This is a genomic window from Paraburkholderia sabiae (assembly GCF_030412785.1).
GTDB classification, from domain to species: Bacteria; Pseudomonadota; Gammaproteobacteria; order Burkholderiales; family Burkholderiaceae; genus Paraburkholderia; species Paraburkholderia sabiae.
On the sequence record NZ_CP125296.1, the window covers coordinates 1,798,248 to 1,813,780 of the forward strand.

Annotated in this window: 21 protein-coding genes; 12 read left to right on the forward strand and 9 right to left on the reverse strand. The window is 62.2% G+C overall.

Annotation, left to right across the window (positions count from 1 at the left end):
• Window positions 1-13 precede the first annotated feature (13 nt).
• From QEN71_RS37545 to QEN71_RS37555, 3 genes are all read right to left on the reverse strand, one after another.
• Window positions 14-688, reverse strand: coding sequence for a response regulator transcription factor (locus tag QEN71_RS37545; protein ID WP_201649930.1), 675 nt, complete (start codon window positions 686-688; stop codon window positions 14-16).
• Window positions 675-2,891 carry a PAS domain-containing sensor histidine kinase gene (locus tag QEN71_RS37550; RefSeq protein WP_201649929.1) on the reverse strand — a complete coding sequence of 739 codons (2,217 nt, stop codon included), beginning with the start codon at window positions 2,889-2,891 and terminating at the stop codon, window positions 675-677. Before QEN71_RS37550 ends, QEN71_RS37545 begins: the two co-directional genes overlap by 14 nt.
• Window positions 2,892-3,126: 235 nt before the next feature.
• Window positions 3,127-3,510, reverse strand: a complete 384-nt coding sequence (locus tag QEN71_RS37555; protein ID WP_201649928.1) for a response regulator transcription factor — start codon at window positions 3,508-3,510, stop codon at window positions 3,127-3,129.
• A 348-nt stretch (window positions 3,511-3,858) separates the two neighbouring features.
• Between QEN71_RS37555 and QEN71_RS44850 the strand changes: the two genes are divergently transcribed.
• Window positions 3,859-4,113, forward strand: a complete 255-nt coding sequence (locus tag QEN71_RS44850) for an H-NS family nucleoid-associated regulatory protein (RefSeq protein ID WP_233471773.1) — start codon at window positions 3,859-3,861, stop codon at window positions 4,111-4,113.
• A 187-nt stretch (window positions 4,114-4,300) separates the two neighbouring features.
• Here the strand turns inward: QEN71_RS44850 and QEN71_RS37565 are convergent, their stop codons facing one another.
• Complete coding sequence (locus QEN71_RS37565; RefSeq protein ID WP_201649927.1) at window positions 4,301-5,227, reverse strand: PilZ domain-containing protein; 927 nt, start codon at window positions 5,225-5,227, stop codon at window positions 4,301-4,303.
• A 271-nt stretch (window positions 5,228-5,498) separates the two neighbouring features.
• Between QEN71_RS37565 and QEN71_RS37570 the strand changes: the two genes are divergently transcribed.
• Window positions 5,499-5,924 (forward strand): VOC family protein, encoded by a 426-nt coding sequence (locus tag QEN71_RS37570; RefSeq protein WP_201649926.1) that lies wholly within the window; start codon window positions 5,499-5,501, stop codon window positions 5,922-5,924.
• A gap of 150 nt (window positions 5,925-6,074) precedes the next feature.
• On the forward strand, window positions 6,075-7,022 hold the full coding sequence (locus QEN71_RS37575) for a LysR family transcriptional regulator (protein ID WP_201649925.1): 948 nt from the start codon (window positions 6,075-6,077) through the stop codon (window positions 7,020-7,022).
• Between the two features lie 8 nt (window positions 7,023-7,030).
• Here QEN71_RS37575 and QEN71_RS37580 read toward each other — a convergent pair whose 3' ends face one another.
• Window positions 7,031-7,918 (reverse strand): LysR family transcriptional regulator, encoded by an 888-nt coding sequence (locus QEN71_RS37580; RefSeq protein WP_201649924.1) that lies wholly within the window; start codon window positions 7,916-7,918, stop codon window positions 7,031-7,033.
• Here QEN71_RS37580 and QEN71_RS37585 point away from each other — a divergent pair.
• Window positions 7,841-8,089, forward strand: coding sequence for a hypothetical protein (locus QEN71_RS37585; RefSeq protein ID WP_201650010.1), 249 nt, complete (start codon window positions 7,841-7,843; stop codon window positions 8,087-8,089). The two genes, QEN71_RS37580 and QEN71_RS37585, sit on opposite strands and share 78 nt — an antisense overlap.
• Here QEN71_RS37585 and QEN71_RS37590 read toward each other — a convergent pair.
• On the reverse strand, window positions 8,086-8,397 hold the full coding sequence (locus tag QEN71_RS37590; protein WP_201649923.1) for a DUF4148 domain-containing protein: 312 nt from the start codon (window positions 8,395-8,397) through the stop codon (window positions 8,086-8,088). The genes QEN71_RS37585 and QEN71_RS37590 overlap by 4 nt on opposite strands.
• 203 nt (window positions 8,398-8,600) lie before the next feature.
• Window positions 8,601-8,726 (reverse strand): hypothetical protein, encoded by a 126-nt coding sequence (locus QEN71_RS37595; protein WP_267909484.1) that lies wholly within the window; start codon window positions 8,724-8,726, stop codon window positions 8,601-8,603.
• 182 nt (window positions 8,727-8,908) lie between these two features.
• Here QEN71_RS37595 and QEN71_RS37600 point away from each other — a divergent pair, with 182 nt between their 5' ends.
• A complete protein-coding gene (locus QEN71_RS37600) occupies window positions 8,909-9,514 on the forward strand; it encodes a thioredoxin family protein (protein WP_201649922.1) in 606 nt (201 codons plus the stop codon).
• A 41-nt stretch (window positions 9,515-9,555) separates the two neighbouring features.
• On the opposite strand, the gene QEN71_RS37605 is transcribed toward QEN71_RS37600, so the two are convergent.
• Window positions 9,556-10,569, reverse strand: a complete 1,014-nt coding sequence (locus QEN71_RS37605; RefSeq protein ID WP_201649921.1) for a D-cysteine desulfhydrase family protein — start codon at window positions 10,567-10,569, stop codon at window positions 9,556-9,558.
• A gap of 294 nt (window positions 10,570-10,863) precedes the next feature.
• On the opposite strand from QEN71_RS37605, the gene QEN71_RS37610 reads away from it, so the two are divergent.
• The 7 genes from QEN71_RS37610 to QEN71_RS37645 all read left to right on the forward strand — a co-directional run bounded on the left by QEN71_RS37610 (window position 10,864) and on the right by QEN71_RS37645 (window position 15,148).
• Entirely contained in the window at window positions 10,864-11,142 is a 279-nt protein-coding gene (locus tag QEN71_RS37610; RefSeq protein ID WP_028366255.1) for a BufA1 family periplasmic bufferin-type metallophore, read from the forward strand.
• On the forward strand, window positions 11,142-11,639 hold the full coding sequence (locus tag QEN71_RS37615; protein WP_201649920.1) for a DoxX family protein: 498 nt from the start codon (window positions 11,142-11,144) through the stop codon (window positions 11,637-11,639). The genes QEN71_RS37610 and QEN71_RS37615 overlap by 1 nt, the downstream gene beginning before the upstream one ends.
• Before the next feature lie 75 nt (window positions 11,640-11,714).
• A complete protein-coding gene (locus QEN71_RS37620) occupies window positions 11,715-12,479 on the forward strand; it encodes an alpha/beta hydrolase (RefSeq protein ID WP_201649919.1) in 765 nt (254 codons plus the stop codon).
• Between the two features lie 56 nt (window positions 12,480-12,535).
• The gene (bufA2, locus tag QEN71_RS37625; RefSeq protein ID WP_201649918.1) at window positions 12,536-12,805 is read left to right on the forward strand and encodes a BufA2 family periplasmic bufferin-type metallophore; all 270 of its coding nucleotides are present in this window, start codon (window positions 12,536-12,538) and stop codon (window positions 12,803-12,805) included.
• A 74-nt stretch (window positions 12,806-12,879) separates the two neighbouring features.
• Window positions 12,880-13,758 (forward strand): MNIO family bufferin maturase, encoded by an 879-nt coding sequence (gene bufB / locus QEN71_RS37630; protein WP_201649917.1) that lies wholly within the window; start codon window positions 12,880-12,882, stop codon window positions 13,756-13,758.
• On the forward strand, window positions 13,755-14,507 hold the full coding sequence (locus tag QEN71_RS37635) for an HvfC/BufC N-terminal domain-containing protein (protein WP_201649916.1): 753 nt from the start codon (window positions 13,755-13,757) through the stop codon (window positions 14,505-14,507). The genes bufB and QEN71_RS37635 overlap by 4 nt, the downstream gene beginning before the upstream one ends.
• Before the next feature lie 215 nt (window positions 14,508-14,722).
• A complete protein-coding gene (locus QEN71_RS37645; protein ID WP_028366248.1) occupies window positions 14,723-15,148 on the forward strand; it encodes an organic hydroperoxide resistance protein in 426 nt (141 codons plus the stop codon).
• 75 nt (window positions 15,149-15,223) lie between these two features.
• On the opposite strand, the gene QEN71_RS37650 is transcribed toward QEN71_RS37645, so the two are convergent.
• A complete protein-coding gene (locus tag QEN71_RS37650; RefSeq protein WP_201649915.1) occupies window positions 15,224-15,421 on the reverse strand; it encodes a hypothetical protein in 198 nt (65 codons plus the stop codon).
• Window positions 15,422-15,533: the final 112 nt, after the last annotated feature.

A 15,533-nucleotide genomic window follows, 5' to 3' on the forward strand; every position in this document is an offset into this window, starting at 1 on the left:
CCGTCAGAGAGCCTCAGGAACCGCGCTGCGTGCGCGTCGTTGCGCCGGAATCGAGCGACTTCACGCCGAGCGCTTCCGCCTTCAGAACGAAATCGGCAAGCGAGCGCGATTCCATCTTTTTCATCGCCTGGCCGCGATGGATCTTCACGGTGATTTCGCTGAGGTTCATCTCGGCGGCGATCTGCTTGTTCATCAGGCCGCTCGCGACAAAGGCCATCACTTCGCGCTCGCGCGGCGTCAGCGACTCGTACATACGGCGCAGATCGGAAACCGAACGTTCGGACTTTCTGCGCTCCGCGTCCCGCGCGAGCGCGTTCGCGACGGCGTCGAGCATGTCCTGATCGCGGAACGGTTTGGCGAGAAAGTCCATCGCGCCCGCCTTCATCGCCTTCACGGACATCGCAATGTCGCCGTGTGCCGTCATGAAGATGATGGGCACGCGCACGTCGCCCGACGCAATCTGCTCCTGCACGGCGAGACCGCTCTGGCCTTTGAGGCGCACGTCGAGAATCAGGCAACTGGGCATGTCGGGCTTGTCGAACGACAGAAACTCCTGCGCGGACGCGAACGCCTCGACGCGCAAGCCCACCGAGCGCAGCAGCATCGAGACGGCCGCGCGCATCGAATCGTCGTCGTCGACGACATAGACGATCGACGGGTCCGGGTCGTTCATTTCATCGCTGCTCATCGCACGTTCCTTTATCGATCGGCAAAACGAATTGCATCGTCGCGCCCTGTCCTTCCTGAGACTCGGCCCAGATACGCCCGCCGTGCGCCTCGACGATGGAGCGGCAGATGGACAGGCCCATGCCCATGCCATCCGTCTTCGTCGTGAAGAACGCGTTGAAAAGCCGCCCGACGTTCTCCTCGCTGATGCCCGTTCCCGAATCTTCGATGACGACCTGTCCGTAATTCCCGTCGACGCGGCTCGTCGCGATCCGCATGCGCCGCGCGCGGCCCCGCATCTGCTCCGACCCACTTGCCATCGCCTGCACGCCATTCATCACGAGATTGATGACGACCTGCTGCAACTGCACGCGGTCGCCGCAGACGAGCGGCGGCGGCTCCGCAAAAGTCGCTTCGAGTTCGACGCGCGCGGCGTCGAGTTCGCGCCGCACAAGCTCGATCGATTCTCTCACGATACCGTTCAGGTCGAGCACGGCCTGGCTCGGATCGCGCTTCTGCGCCATCGAGCGGATTTGCCGGATCACGTCGCTCGCGCGCTTCGCGTCGCGCACCATCTGTCCGATCGACTGGCCGACTTCGCCAAGATCGGGCTTCGCGCGATTCAGCCAGCGCGTCGCGGCATCGCCCGCCGTGACGATCGCGGCGAGCGGCTGCGTGACTTCGTGCGCGATCGACGCCGCCAGTTCGCCGAGCATCGTCACGCGCGTCACGTGCGCGAGTTCCGCCGTCGAGCGGTCGAGTGCGTCCTGCGCAAGCTGCCGCTCCGTCACGTCCATCAGCGCACCGACGTATTCGATATTCGCCGATTGCGGCACGGCCAGATGCGCGACGTAATGCACGTACTTGATGCGGCCATCGGGCATCTGCAGCCGATGCTCGACATCGACATACGGCGAGCCCGACATGCCCGCTTCGTAGGTTTCGCGCACCAGCGCGAGATCGTCGGGATGCGTACGCGCGAGAATCAGTTGCATGCCGGGCATGTAGTCCGGCGAATATTCGAAGATCCGATAAACCTCGTCGGACCACCACATCTCGCCCGCGGGCAGACGCGTCGCGATACTGCCCGTGCGGCTCAGGCGCTGCGCGTCGGACAGGAAAGCCTCGCTGCGCTCCAGCGCCTGCTCGGCCTGCTTGCGCTCTTCGATGTCGGTATTCACGCCGTACCAGCGAAGAATGCGGCCGTCCTGATCGCGCAGCGGCTCCGCACCGATATGCATCCAGCGGTAAACGCCGTTGCTCTGGCGAATGCGCGAGACGTTCTCAAACGGCTTGCCCGTTGCAATCGCGCCGCGCCACGCCGCGTGCATCGCGGGCCAGTCGTCGGGATGCACGATCGACGTCCACACGTCGCCGCTATTGCCTGCGAGCGTGATGCCGAGTTCGTTCCAGCGCCGGTTGATGTAGCTCAGTTCACCGTCGCGCGACGAACTCCAGACCATGCCGGGAATCGCGTCGATGGTCGCGCGCAGCTCTTCCTGCTGACGCAGCAACTCGGCTTCCATGCGCTTGCGCACGGTGATGTCGTTGTTGGTGGCGAGCACCGCGCGCGGCCTGCCCTTGTCGTCGCGCCACAGCGCAAAGCGGCTCGACACGATGACGGTACTGCCGTCGCTGCGCACGCGCTGCAATTCGCCTTCCCAGCGTCCGTTGCGCACCACTTCGTCGCGCAGTTCGTCGACGGGAATCGACGACGTGGTGCGCGTCAGTTCGTGAATCGGCTGACCGATGGCCTGACTCGCGGTCCAGCCGTACAGCTCTTCGGCGCCCTGATTCCAGAACGTGATGCGATCGCTCATGTCATAGGCGACGATCGCATCGTGCGTCAGGTTGAGCAACTGGATCTGCTCCTGCAGCCGCGCCGTGTTCGCCTGATTGCGCAGCGCGAGAAAGGACGTCGTGCCGATGGCGAGCAGACTCACCACGCAGCGCGCGATCGAACCACCCGAGTAGTTCTCGTCGTGCGACATCAGGAAGGCGACGAGCGTCAGCACGACGCACGTGCAGGCAGTCGCAATCGCCGCCTGGCGCGAGCCCGTCGATGCGACCATCAGCACCACGACCACGTACAGCACGGCAATGGCGATGTCGAGCGGCGTCAGCGCGTCGATCACGAAGACGATCACGCCGATGACGGCGGCAAGCGTAAAGAGAACGCGCGCGTCGCGCGGCGACGTCATGCCTGCGCCCTGACGGAACATCATGACGCTCCGTGAATGCGATGTGTCGCAGACAGATGGAATGGACGGCACATCTTCGGCATAGGCGTTCCTCGCGAGCGTTTTTCTGCGGGCAGCGCTACCCCGGTTCGCGCCGCGGCATGCACCGCTCGACACCCGGACATCCAGGAAGCCGGCCCATTTAGATCCGGTTTGGATTCTAGCCGAATACCTCGAAACCCCTTGAGGTAGGGTCGCGACGCGGCGAAGCGCGTCCGCCTCATTCGCCACAGACGCTGTCGGGCTCTATCCTCGCGAGACAGCGCGATACTTCGCCGCCGTCGACGGGTTTGGTCAGCACGCACATCGCGCCCAGATCGAGCGCCTGGCGGCGCACCGCGTCGGAGGCGAAAGCGGAGATGAAAATGATGGGCTGCGTGACGCCCATTTCCAGCAGATGACGATACATGTCGAGACCGCTCATGCCGGGCATCTGCACATCGGAGATGATGCAGGCGACATTGCTCGCGATGCCGGATGCGAGAAACGCCTCGGCCGATGCATACAGCCGGACGTCCCAATCCAGCGAACGAACGAGGCTCGACATCGCGGTGCGGACGGATTCGTCGTCGTCGATGACGGAAGCGATCGGGTTGTTGTGCAAGCGACTTTCCTCGGCCGTTAGTTGACAACGGCATGCTGCTGCGTAATGCCGTTCAAGGTGAGTTCATCTTATGGGAATAGGCGCGCGGGGAGAATCATATGTAGGTATAGTCCTGCCAGCCTTACGGCGCGCGGCTTGCTGCGGGCTTGCGGTTACAGGCCTGCCAACCTGCCCCGGGACGTTTTCGCGCCGTGCGCCGTGCATTTTTCGAGCGGCCCGTTCGTTAAGAAAACCTGCGGGCGCGAGACCTACCTACATTGTCGACATCGCGGGCCGTCGCGCCCCAATCCCGTTGACGGATCGCCCATTACGGGCCGCGCCGTCTTCCTGCAAACAAGGAAATACCAAGTGTCCGCCGTCATTGAACATCTCGAAGGCGAAGCGCGCGAGCGCCTGATTCTCTGGCTCAAACGCCGCATGGAGGAGTGCGATATCACGCTGGAAGCGCTGCAGCATGCGCTCCAGCAGGATATCGACGCAGTACGCAGCATCCGCTACCGCGATGCATCGGGCAATACGTGGACGGGTGAAGGCGATCAGCCGGAATGGCTGCGCCGGGCGGTCGCGGCGGGGCAAAGCATCGATCACTTTCTGTGCGCGTGACGCGGGCGGCATCGGGATCGACAGCAATTGTGATGGATATGTGTCGGCGCTTAAGCGTCCCTTCATCTTTGGGCGTCTATGCTCCTATCCGGTTCCCGTGCACCCCCTCGTAACCACGAGAACCAATTTAGCCGACGATGACGTCGGCTTTTTTTCGCGCGTGCTTAAACGGATGATTCAAGCGGGTTCAAGCGAGCCGCCCGTCGCGCAGCGGCGGACGCTCGGCGGGCACGGCGCCCGTCAGCACGTCCATCACGAAGTCTTTGACCAGCGCGCGCACGTCGCCCGAGGTATTGCCGAACTCGGCGCCCACCAGGGTTTCCCCGCCCTTCGTACGCCGGTTGCGCGCGATGCAGTTCAGCGGCGCCGTGCGCACGCGGCCCGCGCGCGACAGCGGCAACGAAAGCTTGAAATGCTCGCCGGGCGCAAGCGAATTCGAGTTCACGAGCAGACCGACGCCCGCCGCACTCAGATCGACGGCGCGGACTTCCGTGCCCGCCATCGACAGATCGTTTCTGGACAGGTGCGCCGTCACGTCGATGCCGACACGCACATGCCGGCGCAGCGCGCGCGAGCGGACTTCCGTGGGATAGCGCAGATACAGCACGTCGAACGGCGACGCATGGCGGCCGATCACTTCCGATTCGAACGCATGCCGGTAGCGGCCCGCGATGAATTGCCCCTCGACGGCCTCGCCGGGCACAAAAGCGGGATCGACGTCCTTGCCCGCGAGCAGCAGGCTGACGTCGTCGAGCACGCCCACATAGCGCGTGCGCGACGAGATGGCCGGGCCGCTGGCCAGCGTGATGACGAAGTCTTCGGGTGTGCAGCCCGCCTGGGGAAAGGCGCCGACGAACACCTGTTCGTCGTGTTCGCGCCGTGTGCGCGCGGCGGACGCGGGCGCGGCTTCTTCCTGTGCGGACGACGCGTCGTTGCGGCGTTCGCCGGGAAGCAGCTGCCTGAACGGCCCTAACGCAAAGAGTCGCTCGCATTGTTCCGCGCTCTGGACGATGTGCCCGCGGCCCATCAGCAGCTTGCCGTCCGCCGTGTAGACGGAAAACGGCAGCGGAACTCCGATCGTGACTTCCCGTTGCGACAGCGGCACCAACGGCATGACTCGTTCTCTCCTCTCGATGGCTTTTCTGGTTTTTCACTGCCTCGCGATTTGCGCAAATCCGAAGCAGCAGCAAGTATGCACGACGTCGGGTTCTTGACCAACCAGGCAAACGTTTGTCTGCGTCGATTGTTTCCCCACACGAAAAAGCGCCGGATCGCACGCGACGCCAGGATCGCAACACTTCCTTTCCCGCGGCTCAAGAATGTTCACGGCCGCGCGTCCCTATAATGGCTGGCATCGAAAGCCCTATCTCACAGGAAGGCTCGACATGACTACCCAGGCACTCACCGCCGGCATCGATCACGTTGGACTGAGCGTGCGCGATCTGAACCAGACGCGCGACTTCTTCGTCGAATGCCTGCACTGGAAGCAGGTCGGCGAACGACCCGAGTATCCCGCCGCTTTCGTATCGGATGGGCACGTGATGCTGACGCTCTGGCAAGTCACGAATCAGGACAAGCTGGTCGCATTCGATCGCAAGAGCAACGTCGGTTTGCATCACCTTGCGCTGCGCGTCGGCAGCGAAGAAGCGCTCGATGAGATTTTCCGACGCGTGTCGGCGTGGCCCGGCGTGAAGATCGAGTTTGCGCCCGAGAATCTCGGCCCCGGACCCAAGCGTCACACGATGATCTACGAACCCGGCGGCATCCGCCTCGAGTTCGATTTCGATCCGCGTCTGAAGGCGGCGAGCTGAGCCGCACGCTTCATTACGATCAGACAAGGGCGCGGCAGTCAGCTATCACCCCGGGTGATACCCCTATCACAACAAACCGCGCGTTCTCCTCGTGATCTGTTGCTAGAGTGATGCCAGTGCAGTCTGGCGGCAACGGAGCAGAGGTTGAACATGGACCAGCTTTATATGTTGAGGGCGTTCGTCTCGGCGGCGCAACATCAGAGTTTCAGCAAGGCAGCGACCTCGCTGGGCGTAACGACTGGCTCCATTTCGAAGGCGATCGCGAAGCTCGAAACGTCGATCCAGACGCGCGTGCTCCATCGCACGACGCGCTCCGTCACGCTGACGGAAGAGGCGCAATCGTACTATCTGAGTTGCTGCCGGCTGCTCGAAGAACTCGACGAAGCGAATCGCCGCATCATGCGCGAACGCGAAGTGGATAGCGGCAAGCTGCGTCTCGTGATTCATCCCATGCTGGTCAGCGATACGTTCTCGCAGTTTCTGGCGAGCTATCGCGACGTCGCGCCCAATGTGAATCTGGTGGTCTCCGTGCACGAAGGCGCCGTCAATCTCTATGACGGCCAGTTCGACATGGCGATGCTGCCGCCGCATCAGGTCGAACAGTCGGCTGTGATTCGCAGGACCCTGTTCAAATCGTCGCGTTCGCTCGTCGCGTCGGCCGACTATCTCGCGCAACGCGGCACGCCGCGCCGCGCCGCCGATCTCTCCGAACACTTCCTGTTGCTGCCGACCCAATCGCGTCAGCGCAACACGAACTACGTGCAGATGATCGAAAACGGCGAACCCGTGCAGGTCATTCCGATGTCGTCGATGGATGGCAACGATGTGCTGCTGCGCGCAGCAGCGCTCGCGGGCGCAGGCATCGCCGAGTTACCCGAAGCGATTGCGCGTGAAGATGTGGCGATGGGCAAGCTGGTTCCCGTCTTGCCCGCGTGTTCGATCTCGGACAGCGAAGTCGAAGTCTGCCTGTTCTATTCGCACCGGGAATTGCTGCCTGCGCGCTTCAGAACCTTCGTCGACTTTTGCACGGAGTTTTTTCGTCTCAACAACACACGCCGACGCGCGCCTTTTCTGGATGCGCAGCAGCAGGCTGCCTGACAGGCCACTCAGGCTGCCGCCATCGCGGGGCCGAGCTGCGAACGGGTGACATCGACGAAAGCCTGCATCGCGCTCGACACATAAGCGTCGTGGCGACGGATGAACAGCGTGGCGACCTGCGCTTTCTCCGGCGGCAGCGTATGCAGCGCGACGATCTCCTGTTCGGCCGCGTTGGCTACCACGCCGCGCGGCAACAGCGTCACGCCGATATCGGCCGCAACACACGCGATGATCGCGTCGAGCGAACCGAATTCGAGCGGCGTGGCCGTGAGTATCCCCTTCTCCGCGAGCAGCGCATCGAGCCGCTGACGATACGAACAACCCATCCTGAACACGATCGTCTTGAGATCGGGCGACGCGGATAGCGCATCGATCGAACGCACGTTGCGCGACGTCACCAGCACCAGTTCTTCCTGGAAAATCATTTCGGCGTGCAGGTCGGGATGATCGACGGGGCCCGCGACGAATGCGCCGTCGAGGCGACATGCCGCGACGTCTTCCGTGAGACTGCAACTCGTGCCCGTCGTCAGCGACAGACGCACTTGCGGATAGATGCCCGCGAAATTGCTGAGGATGGGCGACAGCCGCAGCGCCGCCGTTGTTTCGAGCGTGCCGAGCGCGAGCGTGCCGGCAGGCGGACCGTCGTCGACTGCGGCGAGCCGCGCGTCCGCGAGCAGCTTCGCGATGCGCGCAGCGTACGGCAGCATCCGTTGGCCTGCGGGCGTCAGGCTGACGCCGCGCACATGCCGTTGAAACAGCGCGACGCCGATCTCCCGTTCGAGAGCGCGGATTCGTGCTGTCACGTTGGACTGAACGGTATGAAGTTCGACGGCCGCCCGGTTCATGCTGCCGTGACGGGCCACTGCCTCGAATACCTTGAGGTCGGCGACATCCATGCTGAGTACCTCGATGAAATCCTGAAGGCCTTTGCGCGGCCCGCGGGTCGACGCTCATCGTACACCAAAGATCTCGCGCTCACCGGCGGAGTGATCGGCTTTGAAGGCGTTCGACAATGCAAAACACGCGCATCATGCGCGCGCTTTGCACACTCGCCGCCCCTCGATTAAGGACGCGCGTAGACGGAATCCAGGCCAATCACTTCACGTGCTTTCGCAGGCGCACCCGAAGCCGATTGACCGCCGGCAGCTTCGCCGTATGCCGAGTTCGCCGCGTACTGCTGCGCACTGATACGTGCCTCTGCTTCGAGCAGATTCTTCGGATACTGGGCGGCATCGACAGCGGCGTTGTAGCCGGCCTGTTGCAATTCGACCAGTTGTGCGCGGACTTCGGCGCGCGTCAACGGCTGGCTCGACTGCGCGAACGAAACGGCGGGAAGCGTCAACAGCGCAGCGATAACAAGCGATTGGAGTTTCATGGTTTCTATCTCACGAGAGTGGGGTGAATCACAGGGATCGCTGCTGAACACTTTTTTCAGTCAGCAGCGATCGCCAACGTGGAGATATTTGAACCCGCGAAAGTATCTGGCTTGTTTCCCGATGCATACGTTTTGCAGCTATTTTGCAGCGTTCTGTATCAGCGTGCGTCGCGAATACGTTGAGATACACAACCCGCCAATTTTCACTGCGCCTTGCGCCGCTTTTGCTGCACTCCGCTTGCGGTAATCAGCGTGCATTGAACGGGATGCGCGAGTTCTGCGGCGAGTCCGCCTGCGAGAAAGAACAAGATTGCCAATAGACGTTTCATGATGAATGCCTCCTGCTTCGAGTGACGTCTTCGTTATAGCGCACAGCAGACCTCCATTTGTGTCCCAATGTATCGGAACGCGCGCCTGATACAAGACGATTCAAATGCAAGACATCACGACACAGCGCAGATACGCGCACCCGTTTCAATACGTCCATGTCTTCTACAAAAAGGACGCTGACATGTTCTCCCGACTCAAGACCTTCACCACCGTTGCCGCCATTGCCGCTATCGCCGCGCTGGGCGCCGTGGTCGCCAACAGCGGCGCCGCGACTGGCGTACCTGTTCAGAACAATCGCGCTGCGCCGGAATTCACGGGAATCGATCAATGGCTGAACTCACAGCCACTGACTTTGCAGCAATTACGCGGCAAGGTCGTGCTGGTGGATTTCTGGACGTACACCTGCATCAACTGCGTTCATACGCTGCCGCATGTCGAGAAGCTGTATGAGAAGTACAAGGATCAGGGCCTGGTAGTGGTCGGCGTGCATACGCCCGAGTATGCGTTCGAGCGCGAAACGAAGAAGGTGCGCGCGGCCATTGCGGAATACGGGCTGAAATACCCCGTTGCCCAGGACAACAGCTACGCGACATGGAACGCGTACGGCAATCAGTACTGGCCCGCTGCGTATCTGATCGACAAGCAAGGGCACGTCGTCTATAGCCACTTCGGTGAAGGCGACTACGACGAGATCGATGCGGCTGTCCGCGCACAGTTGGCGCGTCCGGCTCAGGCGGGACAGCCGACTCAGGCGGCGCAAGCGGCTCAAGCGGGCAAAGCGAGCTAACGGTTGGCGCGGCGCGGGACGTTCGGACCGCGCCGTGCCGATCAAAACGCGCTGCGATACGCGTAGAGACCAGGCAAGCCGCCCGTCATCAGGAACAGCACCTTCGCGCCCGGCGCGAACGTATTGCTTCGGATGTCGTGCAGCAGCCCGGCAAACGCCTTGCCGCTATACACAGGATCGAGCAGCACGCCTTCGGTGCTCGCGAGAAGTCGCACGGCTTCGCGCATCGCATCGGTTGGAATGCCGTATCCCTCGCCACGCTGACCGTCCGCGACGATGACGCTTTCGTCCGGGAGCATCGACCCTGGCTGAAGCAACGCAAGCGTTTCCTGCGCCTTCAGTCGCGTATTCGACAACGTATGTTCATGAGTCGCCAGCACGTTGTACGCAACCACACGCGCAGGGTCTTCGCGCATCGCGAGCAGACCGGCAACGAGCCCCGCTTGCGTGCCGCCGCTTCCGTTGGGCAGCGCGATTCGATCGAACGACACGCGCGCGTTGCGCGCCTGTTCGAGTATCTCCGCGGCGCACGCTACGTAGCCGAGATTGCCGACCGCCGACGAGCCGCCCAGCGGCGCGAGATACACCTTGTGCCCGGACTTGCGCAACTCGTCTGCGCGATTCTGGGCGAAAGCCATCGCGTCGGCGTTGCCGGGCAGATCGTGGATGCGTGCGCCGAGCAGTTCGTCGAGCAGCACATTGCCGTTGTGAACGTAGGCATCGTCTTCGCGCGGCACCGTGCGCGTCAGCACGATTTCACACGCAAGCCCCGCTCGTGCCGCTGCGGCTGCCGTGAGCCGCGCGTGATTCGACTGGCGCGCGCCGACCGTAACGATCGTGTCCGCGCCTTGCGCAAGCGCTTCGCCCAGCAGGAATTCGAGCTTTCTTAGCTTGCTGCCACCGCCGCCGAGACCCATCACGTCATCCCTTTTGACGTAGATATCTACGTCGCCGAGCAGCTTGCTCAAACGGCTGAGATGCTGGATCGGCGTCGGGCCTTCCATCAGTTCGTAGCGGGGAAATGCGGAGAGATCGAGAGAAGGTGCGTTCGACATACAACTGGCTCCAGTAATCGACGTCGTTAGTCGCGCCGATGTTAGCGCATCATTGCGCGCCTCGCTTGCGGCTTTCGGCGGGCATCAATGCCTGCGCATATTGAGCATCGGGAAACAGTCGATGAAACGCCCGCTCTCGCCAGTACGTGCGTTGGTGAATCCAATATTTATATCGCACCCGATTTACTCGCAAGCGATTGACAAATGAGGAAAGCCAGGTATCATGGCGCATCAGATTACATCGCATCCGATCTAATTACCTAACACCTCACTGACACCCACCAGGAGTTCCATATGAAAAGCACTCGTGCAGCACTCGCCGCTACTTTCGCCCTTTCCCTCACCGTTCTCGCGACGGGCGCCCATGCCGGAGACGCACAACCGAAGCCGCAGGAGAAATGCTTCGGTGTGTCGCTTGCCGGCAAGAACGATTGCGCCGCCGGCGCGGGCACGAGTTGCGCGGGCACGTCGAAGGTCGACTATCAGGGCGACGCGTTCGTGATGGTCGACAAAGGTACGTGCACGCAGATCAAGACGCCGAAGGGCTTCGGCTCGCTGAAGGCGAAGTCGTAATGATGCAGGCCCAAACTCACAAGGCTCACGTGTCGCACGCGAAACGCAGCAGCGTGTCGACACTTCGCGCGCAGATCAGCGAGCGTTTGCCGCGCGCGTTGCCGCCTGCCGTGTTGCTGCTCATTGCGCGCGTCGGCATTGCCGCAACCTTCTTTCTGTCGGGACGTACGAAAGTCTCGGGCCTGCTGACGATCAAGCCGTCGACGTACGCGCTGTTCAGTTCGGAATACGCGCTACCGCTGATTCCGCCCGAACTGGCCGCGCACCTCGCAACATACGCGGAGCATCTGTGCCCGATCCTGCTGGTGCTCGGACTGTTCACGCGTTCGGCTGCGCTCGTGCTGTTCGGCATGACGGCCGTGATCGAAATCTTCGTCTATCCGGATGCATGGCCGATACATCTGACCTGGGCCGGCCTGCTTCTGCCGCTGATCGCCAACGGCGCGGGCACATGGTCGCTCGATCACCTGCTCGGCCGTTCGCGGACGGCTGACTGACAGCAACACAACCTTCACTACCCGATATCGACAGCGAGGCTGCAACAGCCTCAGCGGTCTCCTGACAAACACACTATGCGTATTTTTTCGACTCTGACTCTCGTCGCCGCCGCACTCGCCGCTTCCGGCTCGACGTTCGCCGCCGCACCGGACGCACCCACGGGCGTAAAGAACATCGTGATCGTGCACGGTGCATTCACCGACGGCTCCGGCTGGCGCGCGGTGCACGACATCCTGATCCATAAGGGCTACAACGTCCGCATCGTCCAGCCGCCGATGACCACGCTCGAAGGCGACGTCGCGGCCACGAACAATGCCGTCGTCGCGCAGACGGGCCCGGTCGTGCTCGTCGGGCACGGCTACGGCGGCGCTGTCATCACGGAAGCGGGCGCGCGTCCGAAGGTCAAGGCGCTCGTCTACGTCGCCGCGTTTCAGCCCGACGTCGGCGAAAGCGTGACGCAACTCGCCAGCTCGATGCCGAAGCTCACGGACGGCGTGAAGATGACGATCGACGGCCACTACTACTTCGATCCCGCGAAGTACGGCACCGATTACGCGGGCGACCTCGTCTCGAACCGCACCGACTTCATGGCCGTTTCGCAGGTGCCCGCGACCGTCGCCACGTTCGCGTCTGCACCGTACAACGTCGCGTGGCACGACAAGCCGACCTACGGCGTCGTCGCCACCGACGACCACGTCATCAATCCCGACCTGCAACGCTGGATGTACAAGCGCGCCGGTTCGAAAGTGACGGAAGTCAAGGCAAGCCACGCCATCGAAATTTCGCAGCCGGAAGCGGTTGCGAAGGTCATCGAAGAAGTGGCGGTTCACGCGAAATAAGCGCCGCGCCCTTCTCCCAGCCACATTTTTTTCTCACTCACCCAAGGAGCAACCTCATGAACAGCAACGTCAAATCCCGCGTCAGCTTCGCCGCAGCAGCAGCCCTTCTCGCGCTCGCATCCGCAACCGTCGCGACCTCCGCGAGCGCCGCCACGGGCGAGCAGCCCGGCCGCTGCTACGGCGTCAACGCATGCAAGGGCCAGGCGCTATGCGCGACGGCTCACAACGACTGCAAGGGCCTCAACAGCTGCAAGGGCAAGGGCGTGGTCGTCAAGACGCCGAGCGAATGCCTCTCGCTCGGCGGCACGCTGACCGAACCGAAGTAAGTGTATTGCGGGGCTGGCACGTGTGGTTTGACGAGCCAGCCCATTCATCGATATATCGCCGCCGCGCGCATGCCATGAACACTTCCACTCCCCGCTTTGCAGGCTACGGTCTCGGCCTGCGCAAGGAACACTATCGCGACTTCCTCGAAACGGATGTTCCCGTCGATTTCGTCGAAGTCATCTCCGAGAACTTCATGGTCGAAGGCGGCCAGCCGCGCGATATCCTGCGCCGCGTGCGCGAGCGGCATCCTGTCGTGCTGCATGGCGTGTCGATGTCGATCGGCTCGGCGGACGGTGTCGACCGCGACTATCTGCGCCGTCTGAAATCGCTCGTCGACGAAATCGAGCCGCTCTTCGTGTCCGATCATCTGAGCTGGTCGCGCATCGGCCGCTTCAATTCGCACGACCTGTTGCCCGTTCCCTATACCGACGAAGCGCTCGATACCGTGTGCGACAACATCGATATCGCGCAGAACGCGCTCGGCCGCACGATGCTGTTCGAGAATCCGTCGAGCTATCTCGCGTTCGACGGCGCGACGATGACCGAGTGGGAATTCATTTCGGCGATGTCTAAGCGAACGGGTTGCGGCCTGCTGCTCGACGTGAACAATATCTTCGTGAGCGCGACGAATCACGGTTTCGACGCGCTCGCGTATCTCGACGGATTGCCTTTCGATCGCGTGCATCAGATTCATCTCGCCGGACATTCACAAGGGCGCGATCTGCTGATCGACACGCACGACAGCCCCGTTTGCGACGAAGTCTGGGCACTCTATTCAAACGCGATGGCGCGGCTCGGCCCCGTCGCGACGATGATCGAACGTGACGGCAATGTGCCGCCATTGAGCGAACTGCTTCGGGAACTGTGGATCGCGCGCAAGCTCGGCATCTATGCGCAAATGGCGGAACATGAGGAGCATGCGCACGACACCCGCATCGCGGAGGCCGCATGACGCTCGGTGCGTGGCAACAGGACTTTCGTACGTGGCTCACGGATGCATCGAAAGAAGCGGCTCGCCGCCTCGGCAACGATGCGATGCACGGCCTGTCGGTCTATCAGAACAACTATCGTGGGCAATTGATCGAGTGTCTCGAACATTCGTTTCCACAGGTACGGACGTTGCTTGGCGACGAGGCCTTTCTGCACGCGGCCATTACGCACGTCAATCATCATCCGCCGCACGCGTGGACGCTCGATGCCTACGCGGACGGTTTCGGCGACACGCTGGCCGTGCTGTTTCCCCATAACCCCGACGTACACGAACTCGCGTGGATCGAGCATGCGCTAACCGATGCCTTCGTCGCACGCGATGCCGAAGCGCTGCCGCTCGACGCGCTCGCTTCCGTCGACTGGGACGCGGCGCGTCTGCGTTTCGCACCATCGTTCAGGCACCGCATCGCGACGACGAATGCGGATAACATCTGGACGGCGCTATCCGCCGATGCCGAACCGCCCGAAAGCGAGATGCTCGCGGAGCCGGGCGGCCTGATCGTCTGGCGTCGGCAATTCGTGTCGTGCCTGAAACGCGTCGATGCCGTCGAGTACGAAGCGCTCCTTCATCTGCAAGAAAACGCGAGCTTTGCAACACTATGCGATCTACTCGTCGAGCGTCTGGGAGATGCCGACGGCGTGGCGAAAGCGGGCGCGCTGCTTGCGGGGTGGCTGGGCAGCGAGCTTATCGTCGGTGTGGACGGCGTCTGAGAGAATGGGACGCCGGCGCGCAAACGCGTACTGCACAAGCCGACAAGCCGCGTGAATCGACCTCCGTTGTCATCGAAGAGATGCCGACGGAGAATTGGGGCTGGTGAGGTTTGCCCGTCCTGGCCCGTCCGGGCATTTCGAAAGCTCGAAGCATCGAAGCAAGCCTGACCTGCTGTCTTCCAACAACACGTAGGACTTCATCGAAGGAGTTTGCCATGTCGCTCGAAAAGGCCCTTTACACAGCACACGCAACCGCAACGGGTGGCCGCGACGGCCGCGCGACGGTGCCGGAAGCCGGCCTCGATTTCAAGCTCACCACGCCGAAGGAACTCGGCGGCGGGGGCGGCGCAGGCGCCAATCCGGAGCAGCTGTTTGCGGCCGGTTACAGCGCGTGCTTCATCGGCGCGATGAAATTCGTTGCCGCACGGGACAAGATCGCGATGCCCGCCGATGCGTCGATCGACAGCAGCGTCGGAATCGGGCCGATTCCGAATGGCTTCGGCATTGAAGTCGCGATGAAAATCTCATTGCCTGGGATGGACCGTGACGCCGCGCAGGACCTGATCAACAAGGCTCACATCGTGTGCCCGTATTCGAACGCGACACGCAATAACATCGACGTGAAACTGACGCTGGCCTGATACCGCGTATTAACCCGTGAACACTGGCCGCAATGCTGTATTGCGGCCAGTACTACCTTTTTCCGCAACCCGCATTCAGTCGAGCAGGCTATTCACAACAGCGGGACTGTGCGAGTCCATCCAGTCGTATGAATCGCTGAAATGCGCCCACGCCCAGTTGCGCGGAACGGCAGCCGCTTGTGCTTTTTCGCTCGACACCGTTTCAACGCGGGCGCGCACGCCTGCGCCGCTATGGTCGTCGATATTCCGGAAGTTCAAAGATTCGCGCTTCATTGCCTGGTCCTCAGTAGAGCCTGCCACGGCGTCGAACGTACAAACGACGCCGGCCTTTGACGTTAGGCTAACCCGACTCACGCGATCGACAAACGGGCCTGCATAGAATTCA

Bases quoted from the DNA above. Each gene is read 5' to 3' on its own strand.
- QEN71_RS37545 (WP_201649930.1), bottom strand. From the start codon at position 688: ATGAGCAGCGATGAAATGAACGACCCGGACCCGTCGATCGTCTATGTC.
- QEN71_RS37550 (WP_201649929.1), bottom strand. From the start codon at position 2,891: ATGATGTTCCGTCAGGGCGCAGGCATGACGTCGCCGCGCGACGCGCGC.
- QEN71_RS37565 (WP_201649927.1), bottom strand. From the start codon at position 5,227: ATGCCGTTGGTGCCGCTGTCGCAACGGGAAGTCACGATCGGAGTTCCG.
- QEN71_RS37570 (WP_201649926.1), top strand. From the start codon at position 5,499: ATGACTACCCAGGCACTCACCGCCGGCATCGATCACGTTGGACTGAGC.
- QEN71_RS37575 (WP_201649925.1), top strand. From the start codon at position 6,075: ATGGACCAGCTTTATATGTTGAGGGCGTTCGTCTCGGCGGCGCAACAT.
- QEN71_RS37585 (WP_201650010.1), top strand. From the start codon at position 7,841: ATGAAGTTCGACGGCCGCCCGGTTCATGCTGCCGTGACGGGCCACTGC.
- QEN71_RS37580 (WP_201649924.1), bottom strand. From the start codon at position 7,918: ATGGATGTCGCCGACCTCAAGGTATTCGAGGCAGTGGCCCGTCACGGC.
- QEN71_RS37590 (WP_201649923.1), bottom strand. From the start codon at position 8,397: ATGAAACTCCAATCGCTTGTTATCGCTGCGCTGTTGACGCTTCCCGCC.
- QEN71_RS37595 (WP_267909484.1), bottom strand. From the start codon at position 8,726: ATGAAACGTCTATTGGCAATCTTGTTCTTTCTCGCAGGCGGACTCGCC.
- QEN71_RS37600 (WP_201649922.1), top strand. From the start codon at position 8,909: ATGTTCTCCCGACTCAAGACCTTCACCACCGTTGCCGCCATTGCCGCT.
- QEN71_RS37605 (WP_201649921.1), bottom strand. From the start codon at position 10,569: ATGTCGAACGCACCTTCTCTCGATCTCTCCGCATTTCCCCGCTACGAA.
- QEN71_RS37610 (WP_028366255.1), top strand. From the start codon at position 10,864: ATGAAAAGCACTCGTGCAGCACTCGCCGCTACTTTCGCCCTTTCCCTC.
- QEN71_RS37615 (WP_201649920.1), top strand. From the start codon at position 11,142: ATGATGCAGGCCCAAACTCACAAGGCTCACGTGTCGCACGCGAAACGC.
- QEN71_RS37620 (WP_201649919.1), top strand. From the start codon at position 11,715: ATGCGTATTTTTTCGACTCTGACTCTCGTCGCCGCCGCACTCGCCGCT.
- bufA2 (WP_201649918.1), top strand. From the start codon at position 12,536: ATGAACAGCAACGTCAAATCCCGCGTCAGCTTCGCCGCAGCAGCAGCC.
- bufB (WP_201649917.1), top strand. From the start codon at position 12,880: ATGAACACTTCCACTCCCCGCTTTGCAGGCTACGGTCTCGGCCTGCGC.
- QEN71_RS37635 (WP_201649916.1), top strand. From the start codon at position 13,755: ATGACGCTCGGTGCGTGGCAACAGGACTTTCGTACGTGGCTCACGGAT.
- QEN71_RS37645 (WP_028366248.1), top strand. From the start codon at position 14,723: ATGTCGCTCGAAAAGGCCCTTTACACAGCACACGCAACCGCAACGGGT.
- QEN71_RS37650 (WP_201649915.1), bottom strand. From the start codon at position 15,421: ATGAAGCGCGAATCTTTGAACTTCCGGAATATCGACGACCATAGCGGC.